Origin of the sequence: Dryocola sharpae, assembly GCF_051307055.1 — a bacterium.
Taxonomy (GTDB): domain Bacteria; phylum Pseudomonadota; class Gammaproteobacteria; order Enterobacterales; family Enterobacteriaceae; genus Dryocola.
The window spans coordinates 2343430-2360454 of record NZ_CP149994.1 but is presented as its reverse complement, the minus strand read 5'-3'; the positions used below and the strand labels follow the sequence as shown (position 1 = coordinate 2360454).

Sequence of the window (17025 nt, the reverse complement as noted above, 5' to 3'; positions counted from 1 at the left end):
CCCCGTAAAGGGTAAGCATAACTTGCACCAGTCTTGTGAAAAACCTCGTTTTTTTTGCGCGTCGGCGTTACTCACAAAGAATCATGGTTAATTTCTGGCCGCTATTTTGTTCGGTTATCCCTTGATTTGCATCAAATTAGAAACAGCAATACTCCCTAATGTGACCGCAATTACTCACACAAACCTTGAGGTGTTTATGTCTCAGTCATCCGCCAACGCGCAGAAATCAGGGGCGTTAATCACGGACTGGCGTCCTGACGAGCCACAATTCTGGCAAAGCCGCGGTCATCAAATTGCCAGCCGCAATCTGTGGATCTCGGTTCCGAGCCTCCTGCTGGCGTTTTGCGTCTGGATGTTGTTTAGCGCGGTTGCGGTCAATCTGAATAAAGTCGGCTTTACCTTTACGACCGATCAACTGTTTATGCTGACGGCGTTGCCTTCGGTATCCGGCGCGCTGCTGCGCGTGCCTTACTCTTTCATGGTGCCCATTTTTGGCGGTCGCCGCTGGACCGCCTTTAGCACCGGCATTCTGATTATTCCCTGCGTCTGGCTGGGCTTTGCGGTGCAGGATACCACTACGCCATTTAGCACCTTCATTACCATTTCGCTGCTGTGCGGCTTCGCCGGGGCGAACTTTGCCTCCAGCATGGCAAATATCAGCTTCTTCTTCCCGAAATCAAAACAGGGCGGGGCGCTGGGGATTAACGGCGGGATGGGTAATCTCGGCGTAAGCGTCATGCAGCTCGTTGCCCCGCTAGTGATTTCGCTCTCCATGTTTGCCGTCTTTGGCGGCACCGGCGTGGCCCAGGCAGATGGCACCATGCTGTTCCTGGAAAACGCCGCGTGGATTTGGGTGCCTTTCCTTGCGGTTCTTACCCTCGCTGCCTGGTTCGGCATGAACGATCTCTCCGCGTCAAAAGCGTCTTTGCGTGCACAGCTACCGGTGCTTAAACGCGCCCACCTGTGGATCATGGGGCTGCTGTACCTGGCCACCTTCGGCTCGTTTATCGGTTTCTCTGCCGGTTTTGCCATGCTGTCCAAAACCCAGTTCCCTGATGTGGATATCCTGCACTTCGCCTTCTTTGGCCCGCTGTTTGGCGCGCTGGCGCGTTCTGCCGGCGGCGCCATCTCTGACCGCTGGGGCGGCACGAAAGTCTCGCTGATAAACTTTGTGTTTATGGCTGTGTTCAGCGTGCTGCTGTTTACCACGCTGCCGCACGATGGCGTGGGCGGAAACTTCATCGCCTTCTTTGGCGTGTTCCTGATGCTGTTCCTGACGGCCGGTCTGGGCAGCGGCTCTACCTTCCAGATGATCTCCGTTATCTTCCGCAAGCTCACTATGGAGCGGGTGAAAGCTGAAGGAGGTACGCAGGAGCAGGCGATGCGTGAAGCGGCAACGGACACCGCAGCGGCGCTGGGCTTTATCTCGGCGATTGGCGCAGTAGGCGGGTTCTTTATCCCTAAAGCATTCGGGACTTCACTGACGCTGACCGGCTCTCCGGCGGGCGCGATGAAAGTCTTCGTGGTGTTTTACATAGTTTGCGTGGTGATTACCTGGGCTGTCTACGGCCGTAAATCATCCCGATAACCGGTTGACCTTTTGGTTATCCCTTGCGCGGCTTCGGCTGCGCTTTTTTTCATTCTTTTTTAGTTACAACATACTAAAAAACTGGTTTGCGTCACACTTTACCCACGTGGTCTGCAGGGGGAGGTCTTGTCTACCCCTTAATACCTCCGGGGGCGATTTTTCTACTCACTATAAAGCGAAATGGGAAATAAAATTATTAAAATCAAAAGGTTGTTATTTTATAGCGGGGTATCCTTTGGTGGTATATGGCGCAATTTGTCCGACAAACAACCTCTGCACAGTTGATCGTTGTCAATTATCCCGCCATATGAGCGCGTTACCGTGCCTGCAAATCAGCAATGTCGATTTCATAAGATAGAGCCTCCAGGCTCCACATCAGGAGAACTCCGATGAGCAAGTTTCTTGACCGGTTTCGTTACTTCAAACAGAAGGGCGAAACCTTTGCCGATGGGCATGGCCAGCTGCTCGATACCAATCGCGATTGGGAAGAAGGCTACCGCCAACGTTGGCAGCACGATAAAGTTGTGCGCTCCACCCACGGTGTAAACTGCACCGGTTCCTGTAGCTGGAAGATTTATGTCAAAAGCGGTCTGGTCACCTGGGAAACCCAGCAAACCGACTACCCGCGTACTCGTCCTGATATGCCAAACCATGAGCCGCGCGGCTGCCCTCGCGGCGCCAGCTACTCCTGGTATCTCTACAGCGCCAACCGCCTGAAATATCCGCTGATGCGCAAGCGTCTGATTAAACTCTGGCGCGAAGCGAAAACCCGCCATGCCGATCCGGTTAACGCCTGGGCTTCCATCATCAACGACCCGGAAAAAGCAAAAAGCTATAAACAGGCCCGCGGTCGCGGTGGTTTTGTCCGCTCAAGCTGGCAGGAAGTGAACGAGCTGATTGCGGCGGCAAACGTCTTTACCGCCAAAACGTTCGGCCCTGACCGTATCGCCGGTTTCTCGCCGATTCCTGCTATGTCGATGGTTTCTTACGCTTCCGGCGCGCGCTATCTTTCCCTGATTGGCGGCACCTGCCTGAGCTTCTACGACTGGTACTGCGATTTACCGCCCGCGTCGCCGATGACCTGGGGCGAACAAACCGACGTGCCGGAATCCGCCGACTGGTACAACTCCAGCTACATCATCGCCTGGGGTTCGAACGTTCCGCAGACTCGTACGCCGGATGCTCACTTCTTTACGGAAGTGCGTTACAAAGGTACCAAGACCGTTGCGGTCACGCCAGATTACGCGGAAATCGCCAAGCTGTGCGATCAGTGGCTGGCCCCGAAACAGGGCACCGATGCTGCCATGGCGCTGGCGATGGGCCACGTCATGCTGCGCGAGTTCCATCTGGACAACCCAAGCCAGTACTTTACCGACTATGTGCGTCGTTACACCGATATGCCGATGCTGGTGATGCTCGAAGAGCGCGACGGCTTCTATGCCGCCGGTCGTATGCTGCGGGCGTCCGATTTAGTGGATGGTCTGGGCCAGGAAAACAATCCGCAGTGGAAAACCGTTGCTGTCGATAATCAGAGCGGCGATCTGCTGGCGCCGACAGGCTCCATCGGCTACCGCTGGGGCGAGAAGGGCAAATGGAACCTGGAACAGCGCGACGGCACCAGCGGTGAAGAAACCGAACTGCGCCTGAGCCTGCTCGGCAGCCATGATGAAGTGGCTGACGTGGGCTTCCCGTACTTCGGCGGCGAAAGCAGCGAACACTTCAGCAACGTTAAGCTTGATAACGTGCTGATGCACAAGCTGCCGGTAAAATGCATTCAGCTGGCCGACGGCACCAGCGCGCTAGTGACCACCGTTTACGACCTGACGCTGGCGAACTACGGCCTCGATCGCGGTTTGAACGATGAAAACTGTGCGACCAGCTATGACGATGTGAAAGCTTATACCCCGGCGTGGGCCGAGCAGATCACCGGCGTTTCCCGCCAGAACATCGTCCGTATTGCCCGCGAATTCGCAGACAACGCGGATAAAACGCATGGCCGTTCGATGATCATCGTCGGCGCCGGTATGAACCACTGGTTCCACATGGACATGAACTACCGCGGCCTGATCAACATGCTGATCTTCTGCGGCTGCGTCGGCCAGAGCGGCGGCGGCTGGGCGCACTATGTGGGCCAGGAAAAGCTGCGTCCGCAGACCGGCTGGACGCCGCTGGCGTTTGCCCTTGACTGGCAGCGTCCGCCGCGTCATATGAACAGCACCTCGTTCTTCTATAACCACTCCAGCCAGTGGCGCTACGAGTCGTTAACGGCGGAAGAGCTGCTTTCTCCCCTGGCGGATAAATCCCGCTACAGCGGCCATCTGATTGACTTTAACGTGCGCGCCGAGCGCATGGGCTGGCTGCCGTCCGCTCCGCAGTTAAATACCAACCCGCTGACCATTGCGGCGCAGGCGAAAGCGGCTGGCATGTCCGCGGCGGATTACACCGTACAGCAGCTGAAAAGCGGCGACATTCGCTTTGCGGCGGAGCAGCCGGACGCGGGCAACAACCACCCGCGCAACCTGTTCGTCTGGCGTTCAAACCTGCTGGGCTCATCCGGTAAAGGCCACGAGTACATGCTTAAGTACCTGCTGGGTACTGAGAACGGTATTCAGGGCAAAGACCTTGGTAAAGAAGGCGGCGTAATGCCGGAAGAAGTCGAATGGGTAGATAACGGCCTCGACGGTAAGCTGGACCTGGTGGTGACGCTGGACTTCCGCCTGTCGAGCACCTGCCTCTATTCCGATATCGTGCTGCCTACCGCGACCTGGTATGAAAAAGACGATATGAATACCTCGGATATGCATCCGTTTATTCACCCGCTTTCCGCCGCCGTTGACCCGGCCTGGGAATCGAAGAGCGACTGGGAGATTTACAAAGACATCGCGAAGAAATTCTCTGAGGTCTGCGTTGGCCATCTTGGTAAAGAAACGGATCTGGTGACGCTGCCAATCCAGCACGACTCCGCCGCAGAGCTGGCTCAGCCGTTTGGCGTGATGGACTGGAAAAAGGGCGAGTGCGAGCCGATCCCGGGTAAAACCGCTCCGCACCTGGTGGCGGTTGAACGAGACTATCCGGCAACCTATGAACGCTTTACCTCTATCGGCCCGCTGATGGAAACTATCGGCAACGGCGGCAAAGGCATCGCCTGGAACACCCAGTCTGAAATGGATCTGCTGCGCAAGCTGAACTACACCAAAGCTGAAGGCCCGGCCAAAGGCCAGCCGATGATCAACTCGGCGATCGATGCTGCAGAAATGATCCTCACGCTGGCGCCGGAAACCAACGGCCAGGTGGCTGTGAAAGCCTGGGCTGCGCTCGGAGAGTTTACCGGTCGCGACCATACGCATCTGGCTAATCCAAAAGCTGAAGAGAAAATTCGCTTCCGTGATATTCAGGCCCAGCCGCGCAAAATCATCTCCAGCCCGACCTGGTCCGGCCTTGAAGATGAACACGTTTCTTATAACGCCTGCTACACCAACGTTCACGAACTGATCCCATGGCGTACGCTCTCCGGTCGCCAGCAGCTGTATCAGGATCATCAGTGGATGCGTGATTTCGGCGAAAGCCTGCTGGTTTACCGTCCGCCGATTGATACCCGCTCGGTGAAAGGCGTGATGGGTAAAAAATCCAACGGCAACCCGGAAAAAGCGCTGAACTTCCTGACGCCGCACCAGAAATGGGGCATTCACTCCACCTACAGCGATAACCTGCTGATGCTGACGCTCTCGCGCGGCGGTCCTATCGTGTGGATGAGTGAAACCGATGCTAAAGATTTGGGTATCGAGGACAACGACTGGATTGAAGTGTTCAACAGAAACGGCGCGCTGACCGCGCGTGCGGTGGTCAGCCAACGTGTGCCGGAAGGCATGACGATGATGTACCACGCCCAGGAGCGTATCGTGAACCTGCCTGGTTCTGAAATCACCGGCCAGCGCGGCGGTATTCATAACTCGGTCACCCGTATCAGCCCGAAACCGACGCATATGATCGGCGGCTACGCGCAGCTGGCCTACGGCTTTAACTACTACGGTACGGTGGGGTCAAACCGCGACGAGTTCGTAGTGGTTCGTAAGATGAAAAATATTGACTGGTTAGACGGCGAAGGCAACGACCAGAAACAGGAGAGCGTAAAATGAAAATTCGTTCACAAGTCGGCATGGTGCTGAATCTTGATAAGTGCATCGGCTGTCACACCTGTTCTGTGACCTGTAAAAACGTCTGGACCAGCCGCGAAGGGATGGAGTACGCGTGGTTTAACAACGTGGAAACCAAACCGGGCATCGGCTACCCGAACGACTGGGAAAATCAGGAGAAATGGAAGGGCGGCTGGATCCGTAAAATCAACGGCAAACTGCAGCCGCGCATGGGCAACCGCGCCATGCTGCTGGGTAAAATCTTCGCTAACCCGCATCTGCCGGGCATCGATGATTACTACGAGCCGTTTGACTATGACTACCAGCATCTGCATAACGCGCCGGAAGGTAAGCATCAGCCGATAGCGCGTCCGCGCTCGCTGATCACCGGCCAGCGCATGAACAAAATCGAAGCGGGCCCGAACTGGGAAGAGATCCTCGGCGGCGAATTTGAAAAACGCGCCAAAGATCAGAACTTCGAGAACATGCAGAAGGCGATGTACGGCCAGTTCGAAAACACCTTCATGATGTATCTGCCGCGCCTGTGCGAGCACTGCCTTAACCCGGCCTGTGTGGCAACCTGTCCGAGCGGCGCCATCTATAAGCGTGAAGAAGATGGCATTGTCCTTATCGACCAGGACAAATGCCGCGGCTGGCGTATGTGCGTCACCGGCTGCCCGTACAAAAAAATCTACTTCAACTGGAAAACCGGCAAATCTGAGAAGTGCATCTTCTGCTATCCGCGTATCGAAGCTGGTATGCCGACAGTCTGCTCCGAAACCTGCGTAGGGCGCATTCGTTACCTCGGCGTGGTCCTCTACGATGCGGACGCCATTGAAGAAGCGGCAAGCACCGAGCATGAGAAAGATCTTTATGAGCGCCAGCTGGGCGTGTTCCTTAACCCGAACGATCCGGCCGTTATCGAACAGGCTTTAAAAGACGGCGTGCCACAAAGCGTTATTGATGCCGCGCAGAAGTCGCCGGTTTACAAAATGGCGATTGACTGGAAGCTGGCTCTGCCTCTGCATCCGGAATACCGTACGCTGCCGATGGTCTGGTATGTGCCGCCGCTGTCGCCAATTCAGTCTGCGGCTGACGCGGGCCAGCTGCCGCACACCGGCATTCTGCCTGACGTTGAAAGCCTGCGTATTCCGGTTGAATACCTGGCAAACCTGCTGACCGCGGGTGATACCGCACCGGTAATTAGCGCGCTCAAACGTATTATGGCGATGCGTCACTATAAACGCGCTGAAACCGTTGACGGCGTCCACGATATCAGCGCGCTGGAAGAAGTTGGTCTGAGCGAGGCTCAGGCGCAGGAGATGTATCGCTATCTGGCTATTGCCAACTACGAAGATCGTTTCGTGATCCCAACCAGCCACCGCGAACTGGCGGCGGATGCGTTCCCTGAACGTAACGGCTGCGGTTTCAGCTTCGGCGACGGCTGCCACGGCAGCGACAGCAAATTCAATCTTTTCAATAGCAAACGTATTGACGCGATTGATGTATCCAATAAAACGGAGCCGCGCGCATGATTGAACTTCTGATCGTTTCCCGCCTGCTTGAGTATCCGGATGCTGCCCTGTGGCAGCATCAGCAGGAGCTACGCGAGGCGCTGGCGGAAGGTGAGGCGTTAACGCTGCAACAGGCAGCTTTACTTAACGACTTTATCACTAAGCTGTGCAGCCGGGATTTGCTGGATGCGCAGGCAGGCTACAGCGAATTGTTCGACCGCGGTCGCGCAACCTCTCTGCTGCTGTTTGAACACGTTCACGGCGAATCGCGCGATCGTGGTCAGGCGATGGTTAACCTGATGGGGCAGTATGAGCAGGCCGGTATGGAGATCGACAGCCGCGAGCTGCCGGATCACCTGCCGCTGTATCTTGAATATCTGTCGCAGCGAACCACCGCAGAAGCGCGTGGTGGCCTGCAGGATGTCGCGCCGATTCTGGCCTTGCTGAGCGCGCGTCTGAAACAGCGTGAAAGCGATTATGCCGCGCTGTTTGACGTGCTGCTGGGCCTGTCGGAAAGCGACGTCGCGGTTGACAGCGTAAGCAAACAGATCGCCGACGAAGCCCGTGACGATACGCCACAGGCGCTGGATGCGGTGTGGGAAGAAGAGCAGGTGAAATTTATTGCCGACCAGGGCTGCGGTGAGTCTGAAATTACCAGCCACCAGCGTCGCTTTGCCGGGGCCGTGGCCCCGCAGTATCTGAATATTGGAGGAGAGTGATAATGCATTTTCTGAATGTGTTCTTCTATGACATCTATCCGTACCTTTGCGGTACGGTATTCCTGCTGGGTAGCTGGCTGCGCTATGACTATGGCCAGTATACCTGGAAAGCGGGCTCCAGCCAGATGCTCGACAGAAAAGGCATGAACCTGGCGTCAAACCTGTTCCACGTCGGGATTCTGGGGATTTTTGCCGGCCACCTTCTTGGCATGCTGACTCCGCACTGGATGTATGAGTCATTCTTGCCGGTTGATGTGAAGCAGAAAATGGCGATGATTGCCGGCGGCGCCTGCGGCGTGCTGACGCTGGTAGGCGGTTTGCTGCTGCTTAAACGTCGTCTGTTTAATCCACGCATCCGCGCGACTTCTACCGTGGCCGATATTCTGATCTTAAGCCTGCTGATGATCCAGTGCGCGCTGGGCCTGATTACCATTCCTTTCTCAGCACAGCACATGGACGGCAGCGAGATGATGAAGCTGGTGGGCTGGGCGCAGTCGGTTGTGACCTTCCAGAGCGGCGCATCTGCGCATCTGGACGGCGTGGCGTTTATTTTTCGCATGCACCTGGTGCTGGGCATGACGCTGTTCCTGCTGTTCCCGTTCACCCGTCTGGTGCACGTATGGAGCGCGCCGGTAGAATATCTGACGCGCAGGTATCAGGTTGTTCGCGCTCGTCGCTAAGCGTTATTGAAAGAGTGATAAATACCCGGCTCCGGCCGGGTATTTTTTTGCCTGTTGTCTGGCCCGGCGCGGATGGGGCTCGCAAAACCTGCACCGATAGATTGCAGGGCAGGGAAGCGAATACTCAATGCAAGGTTATGCGCAGGGTGGATAAGCGAATGCGCCATCCACCGAAAAATTGGACGGGCCAGACAGGTTAAATACTTCCCCATCGGGATTCTGGAAGATTGTGTAATTTGGAATATCTGGATTTGGTCTGGAAGATGGTGGCGGGGGAAGGATGACCGCGCAGCGCGCGTTTTCACTGACGTGAGTCGAACCTTAATCGAAGCTTCTCATCCTTCCCCATCGGGAATATGGAAGTGGAATGTCTGGATTTGATCTGGAAGATGGTGGCGGGGGAAGGATGACCGCTGCTGGCGCCGCGTTCTCACTGACGTGAGTCGAACCTTAGTCGAAGCTTCTCGTCCTTCCCCATCGGGAATATGAAAGATTGTGCGATTTGGAATGTCTGGATTTGATCTGGAAGATGGTGGCGGGGGAAGGATGACCGCTGCTGGCGCCGCGTTCTCACTGACGTGAGTCGAACCTTAGTCGAAGCTTCTCGTCCTTCCCCATCGGGAATATGAAAGATTGTGCGATTTGGAATGTCTGGATTTGATCTGGAAGATGGTGGCGGGGGAAGGATTCGAACCTTCGAAGTCGATGACGGCAGATTTACAGTCTGCTCCCTTTGGCCGCTCGGGAACCCCGCCAGGGGTATGGGCTTTTAGTTCAGCTTTGTAGATGGTGGTGGGGGAAGGATTCGAACCTTCGAAGTCGATGACGGCAGATTTACAGTCTGCTCCCTTTGGCCGCTCGGGAACCCCACCACGGGGTATTACTTTTTAAAACACATCACGAACTGTTTTCATTCCGGTGATGGAAGGATAAACGTTGCTTTCGCTACGTTCTCTCGCTGGCGCTCGGGTCGAACTTCAAAGTCGATGACGGCAGATTTACAGTCAGCTCCCTTATGAACGCTCGCGAACCCCACCACGGGGTATTACTTTTTAAAACATATACGAACTGTTTTCATTCCGGTGGTGGAAGGATAAACGTTGCTTTCGCTACGTTCTCTCGCTGGCGCTCGGGTCGAACTTCAAAGTCGATGACGGCAGATTTGCAGTCAGCTCCCTTATGAACGCTCGGGAACCCCACCACGGGGTATGACATTTACTGGCCTGCTTCCTTAGCTGGAAGCGGGGCGCATCATATCAAATGAAGCGTCGCTGTAAAGCTTTCGCTGTAAGAAAATGAATCGTTTGCCGTTTTTTTACGCGTAACGTTGTAAAGCTAAACGATTCATCTGCGGATAATTATAAAATGATGGTGCGGTTGCCGTAGACGAACACGCGCTGGGCCAGCACCTGATACAGGGCGCGGCTCAGCACATTTTTCTCCACGTCGCGGCCCGCCCGCATCATATCTTCTGCGGTATAGGTGTGATCCACGTGAATCACGTCCTGCATGATGATTGGGCCTTCGTCCAGATTGTCGTTCACGTAGTGCGCTGTGGCGCCGATAATCTTCACGCCGCGCTCATACGCCTGGTGATAAGGGCGTGCGCCGATAAATGCCGGCAGGAACGAATGGTGAATATTGATTATCTGGTTCGGGAAACGTGATACGAACGTCGGGGTAAGCACACGCATGTATTTCGCCAGCACAACATAGTCAGGTTCGTATGCGGCAATAGCGTCAGCCATCTGCGTATCGTGCTCCTCGCGGGTCATGCCTTCGTGGCTGACAAGCTGGAAGGGGATATCGAAGCGTTCAACCAGCGTGCGTAGCGTATCGTGATTACCGATCACGGCAGCTATTTCAACGTCCAGGCCGCCGTAGGTGGCTTTCATCAGCAGGTCGCCCAGGCAGTGGGCTTCTTTGGTAACCAGGATAACGATGCGGCGATGGCCTGCCGGCGCCAGTTCGCGTACGGAGCCTTCAGGCAACGCGCCGTCCAGGTCGGCAAGCAGGGTAGTGTCGTTAAAGATCCCTTCGAGCTCGGTACGCATAAAAAAGCGGCCGGTACGGTGATCGACGAACTCATTGTTTTGCACGATATTTAATTCGTGCTTGTAACAGATGTTGGTGATTTTGGCGATCAGGCCCTTTGCGTCAGGGCAGATAGTGCGAAGTACTTTTCGTTGCGGTGCTTGCATCGCTTGCTAAATCCTGTGAACGGTGTTTGCTAAAAGAGTGTGGTTACGGCCCGGAAGCTTAACGCCCACAACATTTTTTAAATTTTTTCCCCGAGCCGCATGGGCAAGGGTCGTTACGTCCCAGCTGGGGAAGCGTACCGTCGATATAATACCACCGAGCGGATTCTTTTAAAAAACGGGAACGTTCGATAATGGCGCTTTCACGGCCTTTTTCTTCAAAACGCGCTACAAAACTGACATATCCCTCGTTGCTGCTGCGGCCGTTAGCCTCTTCAAAGATGGTTAAGCCGAGCCACCGCGTGCCGGTAAAACTGGCAGCAATATCTGTACTTAGCGTTTCATGGCGCACGTCCGGGTGCCATGTTGCAAGCAGATATTCCGCGTCCTGCATCACATATGCACAATAGCGTGAACGCATAAGCTGTGCCGGTGTCCCAGGCAGGCTTTCACCGCGTAGGTAAGGCTGGCAACATAGGCTATACTCCAAACCGCTGCCACAAGGACAAAGTTGCGCCACAGTAACTCCTTAAAAAGTAATCGGCGTGATAACGCCTGGCAGCGCTATGTTAACTGAGCATTGGCGAAGGCGCCACGGGATGCAAATCCTGTAGAGATTGACCGAGGCGGAATGAGACAGGTAAAAATCGGCCTGGCGTTAGGGTCGGGAGCAGCAAAAGGTTGGGCACATATTGGTGTGATCAATGCGTTAAAGCGGGCGGGTATACAAATTGATATCGTTGCGGGATGTTCAGTAGGCGCGCTGGTTGGTGCCGCCTACGCCTGCAACAGGTTACCCGTCATGGAGCATTGGGTAAGATCGTTTGGCTATTGGGACGTATTACGTTTGATGGACCTTTCCTGGCGTCGCGGAGGTCTACTGCGCGGCGAAAGAGTTTTTAACAACATTCGCAAAATTATCCCCGAAGAATCAATCGAAAGCTGCCGTCTGCGCTTTGGATCCGTGGCCTGTAACCTGAGTACCGGTCGTGAACTTTGGTTCACCGACGGCGATCTGCATCAGGCTGTGCGAGCCTCGTGCAGCATGCCGGGGCTTCTTTCACCGGTGGGCTATAACGGCTACTGGCTTGTGGATGGCGCGGTGGTAAATCCTGTTCCTGTTTCGCTAACGCGCGCTCTGGGAGCGGATATTGTTATCGCAGTAGATTTGCAGCACGATGCCCACCTGATGCAACAGGATTTATTGTCCATGAACGTGAGCGGCTCGATAAAAGAAGAGGGTGGGCAACCTGCCACCTGGCACGCTCGCCTGCGTGAGCAGTTAGGGAAAATGAAAACCCGGCAGGCTTTCTCGTCGCCGACGGCGATGGAAATCATGACCACCTCGATTCAGGTGCTGGAAAACCGGCTGAAACGCAACCGCATGGCGGGCGATCCGCCGGATATTTTACTGCAGCCGTTCTGCCCGCAAATCTCTACGTTGGATTTCCATCGTGCGGCGGAAGCCATTACCGCCGGGGCTCAGGCGGTAGAAAAAAAGATGGATGAACTGCTGCCGCTGGTTCGCACCCATGACTGAACATTGGGATTTTACACATCTTCAGGTAATTCTGAAGGGCGCTCAGAGCCAGACCATGCCACTATTTACTGATTATCGGGCAGAGGAGAGAGCATGACACAGCCACTTGCGGGAAAACAGATCCTCATCGTTGAGGATGAGCCTGTTTTCCGCTCCCTTTTGGATAGCTATCTCTCCTCGCTTGGTGCCGTCACCTCTTTAGCGCGGGACGGCGTTGATGCGCTGGAAAAAATGCTGGGACTGTCGCCCGATCTGCTGATCTGCGATCTTGCTATGCCGCGCATGAACGGGCTTAAACTGGTTGAGCATATTCGTAACCAGGGCAATCAGATGCCTATCCTGGTGATTTCCGCCACGGAAAATATGTCGGATATCGCTAAAGCGCTGCGCCTGGGCGTACAGGACGTGCTGCTCAAGCCGATAAAAGACCTCAGCCGCCTGCGTGAAACCGTCTTCGCCTGCCTCTACCCGACAATGTTTAACTCTCGTGTCGAAGAAGAAGAGCGCCTCTTCCAGGACTGGGATGCGTTGGTAAGCGACCCACAGGCCGCCGCGAAGCTGCTTCAGGAACTGCAGCCGCCGGTGCAGCAGGTCATGTCCCACTGCCGGGTTAATTACCGCCAGCTTGTTGCAGCCGACGAGCCAGGCCTTGTGCTTGATATCGCGCCGCTTTCTGAAAACGATCTCGCTTTTTATTGTCTTGACGTTACGCGCGCCGGCGATAACGGCGTGCTGGCAGCCTTGCTGCTGCGTGCGCTTTTCAACGGCCTGCTTCAGGAGCAGCTTTCCCATCAGCGCCAGCGGCTGCCGGAATTAGGTAATCTGCTTAAACAGGTGAACCAGTTATTGCGGCAGGCGAATCTGACCGGACAATTTCCGCTCATTGTTGGCTATTATCACAGCGCATTAAAAAACCTTATTCTGGTCTCCGCCGGCCTCAACGCCACCTTAAATACCGGAGAGCATCAAATTCAGGTCAGTAACGGTGTGCCATTAGGTACTTTAGGCAATACTTATCTGAATCAAATTAGCCAGAGCTGCGAAGCCTGGCAGTGTCAGGTATGGGGCGCAGGCGGCCGTTTACGCTTAATGTTGTCTGCGGAGTGAGCACCTGAACCACTGATTACATTTAGCTTTTCTCCCCCGCCTGGGCTGGTGGTAATATCGCGTCATACCGATTCGTATTAGTCTTAAATTACCCGCGCTGCGGGTAATCAGCGGCAGATTTAGTTTTTAAGCTGATATACTCGAACGCGTTTTTAAATTGACGAACAAGTTTAACACTTGACCAGTCCAGGAGGTTTTTCAATGGCTGCCATTAATTCTAAAGTTAGAAAAGCAGTAATCCCTGTTGCGGGATTGGGAACGCGCATGTTGCCGGCTACTAAGGCAATTCCGAAAGAGATGCTGCCGCTGGTAGATAAACCATTAATTCAGTACGTCGTAAACGAATGTATCGCGGCGGGTATCACTGAAATTGTTCTGGTGACGCACTCTTCGAAAAACTCCATCGAAAACCACTTCGATACCAGCTTCGAACTGGAAGCCATGCTGGAAAAACGCGTGAAGCGCCAGCTACTGGATGAAGTGCAGGCGATTTGCCCGCCGCACGTTACTATTATGCAGGTCCGCCAGGGACTGGCCAAAGGTCTGGGTCATGCGGTGCTGTGCGCGCATCCCGTGGTCGGCGACGAACCCGTAGCGGTCATTCTGCCGGACGTTATTCTCGACGAATTCGAATCCGATCTTTCCCAGGATAATCTGGCGGAGATGATTAAACGTTTTGATGCTACCGGTTACAGCCAGATTATGGTTGAGCCTGTAGAAGACGTTACCGCCTATGGCGTGGTTGACTGTAAAGGCGTTGAATTAAAAGCAGGCGACAGCGTGCCGATGGTCGGTATAGTTGAGAAGCCTAAAGCCAGCGTTGCCCCCTCCAATCTTGCCGTTGTCGGACGTTATGTCCTGAACGCCGACATCTGGCCGCTGCTGTCCAAAACGCCTCCGGGCGCGGGCGACGAAATTCAGTTGACCGACTCTATCGCTATGCTGATGGAAAAACAGACCGTTGAAGCCTATCACATGAAAGGCGTGAGCCATGACTGCGGTAACAAACTGGGCTACATGCAGGCGTTTGTGGAATACGGCATTCGTCATCAGAGCCTCGGCGAAGATTTTAAAGCCTGGCTTGAAGAGACCGTTGGCGCGAAGAAGTAATTCAATTCAACGCAGGATAGAAAGATGAAAGTTACCGTATTTGGTATCGGCTACGTTGGGCTTGTCCAGGCAGCAGTGCTTGCAGAAGTCGGCCATGAAGTTATGTGTATCGATGTCGATGCAAAGAAAGTAGAAAACCTGAAAAATGGCGTGATCCCGATTTTTGAACCGGGCCTGACGCCGCTGGTGAAGAAAAATTACGAAGAAGGCCGTCTCTCATTCAGCACCGACGCTGAAATGGGAGTGCATCATGGCGAGATGCAGTTCATCGCCGTGGGGACGCCGCCGGACGAAGACGGCTCTGCGGATCTGAAATATGTAACCGCCGTTGCCCGCACCATCGCACAACATATGACCTCTCATAAGGTAGTGCTGGATAAATCTACCGTTCCCGTGGGTACGGCAGATAAAGTTCGCAGCGTAATGGAGCAAACGCTTAAAGAGCGTGGCGAAACTATCCCGTTTGACGTCGTCTCAAACCCTGAGTTTCTTAAAGAGGGCGCCGCGGTTTCTGACTGTATGCGTCCTGAACGTATCGTTATTGGTACGGATAACGAAGATGTGGTGGACCTGCTGCGTGAACTCTACGAGCCGTTTAACCGCAACCATGACCGTATGATCCTGATGGACATCCGCAGCGCCGAGCTGACCAAGTATGCCGCTAACTGTATGCTGGCGACCAAAATCAGCTTTATGAACGAGATTTCAAACCTGGCAGAACTGTTAGGCGCAGACGTTGAAAAAGTACGTCAGGGCATTGGTTCCGATCCGCGTATTGGCTACCACTTTATTTACCCTGGCTGCGGTTACGGCGGCTCCTGCTTCCCGAAAGACGTGCAGGCGTTGATTCGCACCGCTGAGCAAATTGGTTATCAGCCACGCCTGCTGCAGGCGGTAGAGCAGGTTAACCATGCGCAAAAGATGAAGCTTCCCGAGTTTATTCGCCGTCATTTTGGCGAAGACCTGAAGGGTAAAACCTTCGCGTTGTGGGGACTCTCTTTTAAGCCAAACACCGATGATATGCGTGAGGCCTCCAGCCGCGTCCTGATGGAAGCGCTGTGGGAACGCGGGGCTCAGGTGCAGGCGTTCGATCCAGAGGCGATGGATGAAACCCAGCGCATCTATGGACACCGAAGCGATCTGAAGCTGATGGGAACGAAAGAAGCGGCGCTCCAGGGAGCGGATGCGCTGGTGATTTGTACCGAATGGCAAAGCTTCCGCGTGCCGGATTTTGACATCATTAAGAAAACCCTGAAGCAACCAGTTATCTTTGACGGCCGTAACCTGTATGATCCTGAGAGACTCAGCAAACGCGGCTTTGTTTATTATGCAATTGGCCGCGGAGCGTCCATCAATATTGCATAATAAATGAGGATTGTATGAAATTTCTGGTTACCGGCGCAGCAGGTTTTATTGGATTTCATGTTAGCGAGCGCCTGCTTGCTGCCGGTCACCAGGTTATCGGTATCGATAACCTGAATGACTATTATGATGTCAACCTCAAGCTCGCCCGCCTTGATTTACTTAAGCCGCATCCCCAGTTCCGGTTCGAAAAAATGGATCTCGCCGACCGCAGCGCGATGGAGGAGCTATTCGCTACGCAGCAGTTCGATCGCGTCATTCATCTGGCCGCGCAGGCGGGCGTGCGTTATTCCATCGATAATCCTCATGCCTATGCCGATTCAAACCTTATCGGGCATCTGAATGTGCTGGAAGGCTGTCGCCATAATAAAGTAGGGCATTTACTGTATGCCTCATCAAGTTCCGTGTATGGATTAAATCGTAAGCTGCCATTCTCAACCGATGATTCCGTCGATCATCCGGTCTCTTTATATGCCGCGACTAAAAAAGCCAATGAACTGATGTCGCACACTTACTCCCATTTATATGGCATACCGACAACCGGGCTGCGCTTTTTCACCGTTTATGGCCCATGGTACCGTCCGGATATGGCGTTATTTAAATTCACCCGCGCAATCGTTGAGGGTAATAGTATTGATGTATACAATCACGGACAAATGCGCCGCGATTTTACTTATATTGATGATATTGTCGAAGCGATTGTGCGTTTGCAGGATATCATTCCGCAAGCCGATGCGGCATGGACGGTAGAACAAGGTTCGCCGGCAACCAGTTCCGCCCCTTATCGCGTATATAACATTGGCAATAGCGATCCGGTGACGCTGATGGATTATATTACCGCGCTTGAAACAGCGCTGGGCAAGGTTGCGAAGAAAAATATGCTGCCGATGCAGCCGGGTGACGTGCTGGAAACGAGCGCCGATACGAGCGCCTTATATGATGTCATAGGCTTTAAGCCGCAAACTTCTGTCGCAGACGGCGTGGCGCGCTTTGTTGAATGGTATAAAGCCTTCTACAAGGTAAGCTAAGCAGTAAAAGGAAGCCGCGGCTTCCTTTTTTTATATGCGGAATAAA

Annotated in this window: 12 protein-coding genes and 2 tRNA genes; 10 read left to right on the top strand and 4 right to left on the bottom strand. The window is 54.2% G+C overall.

The genetic code is table 11. The annotated features are described in order from the left end of the window. Window positions 1–196: 196 nt before the first annotated feature. The 5 genes from WLO31_RS11395 to narI all read left to right on the top strand — a co-directional run bounded on the left by WLO31_RS11395 (window position 197) and on the right by narI (window position 8634). Window positions 197–1588: a NarK family nitrate/nitrite MFS transporter gene (locus WLO31_RS11395; RefSeq protein WP_435926711.1), complete on the top strand. Its 1392-nt coding sequence runs from the start codon at window positions 197–199 to the stop codon at window positions 1586–1588. 389 nt (window positions 1589–1977) lie between these two features. Further along, window positions 1978–5724: a nitrate reductase subunit alpha gene (locus WLO31_RS11390; protein ID WP_435926710.1), complete on the top strand. Its 3747-nt coding sequence runs from the start codon at window positions 1978–1980 to the stop codon at window positions 5722–5724. Then, window positions 5721–7256 carry a nitrate reductase subunit beta gene (narH, locus tag WLO31_RS11385; protein ID WP_435926709.1) on the top strand — a complete coding sequence of 512 codons (1536 nt, stop codon included), beginning with the start codon at window positions 5721–5723 and terminating at the stop codon, window positions 7254–7256. Before WLO31_RS11390 ends, narH begins: the two co-directional genes overlap by 4 nt. Beyond that, complete coding sequence (narJ, locus tag WLO31_RS11380) at window positions 7253–7954, top strand: nitrate reductase molybdenum cofactor assembly chaperone (protein WP_435926708.1); 702 nt, start codon at window positions 7253–7255, stop codon at window positions 7952–7954. Before narH ends, narJ begins: the two co-directional genes overlap by 4 nt. 2 nt (window positions 7955–7956) lie before the next feature. Then, window positions 7957–8634: a respiratory nitrate reductase subunit gamma gene (narI, locus tag WLO31_RS11375; protein WP_435926707.1), complete on the top strand. Its 678-nt coding sequence runs from the start codon at window positions 7957–7959 to the stop codon at window positions 8632–8634. A gap of 670 nt (window positions 8635–9304) precedes the next feature. On the opposite strand, the gene WLO31_RS11370 is transcribed toward narI, so the two are convergent. From WLO31_RS11370 to WLO31_RS11355, 4 genes are all read right to left on the bottom strand, one after another. Next, window positions 9305–9389: transfer RNA gene (locus WLO31_RS11370), tRNA-Tyr, on the bottom strand. A gap of 32 nt (window positions 9390–9421) precedes the next feature. Then, window positions 9422–9506: transfer RNA gene (locus WLO31_RS11365), tRNA-Tyr, on the bottom strand. A 486-nt stretch (window positions 9507–9992) separates the two neighbouring features. Then, window positions 9993–10835 (bottom strand): formyltetrahydrofolate deformylase, encoded by an 843-nt coding sequence (gene purU / locus WLO31_RS11360; protein ID WP_435926706.1) that lies wholly within the window; start codon window positions 10833–10835, stop codon window positions 9993–9995. A 58-nt stretch (window positions 10836–10893) separates the two neighbouring features. Then, a complete protein-coding gene (locus tag WLO31_RS11355; RefSeq protein ID WP_435926705.1) occupies window positions 10894–11352 on the bottom strand; it encodes a YchJ family protein in 459 nt (152 codons plus the stop codon). A gap of 111 nt (window positions 11353–11463) precedes the next feature. Between WLO31_RS11355 and rssA the strand changes: the two genes are divergently transcribed. The 5 genes from rssA to WLO31_RS11330 all read left to right on the top strand — a co-directional run bounded on the left by rssA (window position 11464) and on the right by WLO31_RS11330 (window position 16979). Continuing rightward, window positions 11464–12372, top strand: coding sequence for a patatin-like phospholipase RssA (rssA, locus tag WLO31_RS11350; RefSeq protein ID WP_435926704.1), 909 nt, complete (start codon window positions 11464–11466; stop codon window positions 12370–12372). A 93-nt stretch (window positions 12373–12465) separates the two neighbouring features. Then, entirely contained in the window at window positions 12466–13479 is a 1014-nt protein-coding gene (gene rssB / locus WLO31_RS11345) for a two-component system response regulator RssB (RefSeq protein ID WP_435926703.1), read from the top strand. A 201-nt stretch (window positions 13480–13680) separates the two neighbouring features. Beyond that, window positions 13681–14589, top strand: a complete 909-nt coding sequence (gene galU, locus WLO31_RS11340) for a UTP--glucose-1-phosphate uridylyltransferase GalU (protein ID WP_435926702.1) — start codon at window positions 13681–13683, stop codon at window positions 14587–14589. A gap of 24 nt (window positions 14590–14613) precedes the next feature. Next, a complete protein-coding gene (locus tag WLO31_RS11335; RefSeq protein ID WP_435926701.1) occupies window positions 14614–15954 on the top strand; it encodes a UDP-glucose dehydrogenase family protein in 1341 nt (446 codons plus the stop codon). A 14-nt stretch (window positions 15955–15968) separates the two neighbouring features. Beyond that, entirely contained in the window at window positions 15969–16979 is a 1011-nt protein-coding gene (locus WLO31_RS11330; RefSeq protein ID WP_435926700.1) for an NAD-dependent epimerase, read from the top strand. Window positions 16980–17025 lie beyond the last annotated feature (46 nt).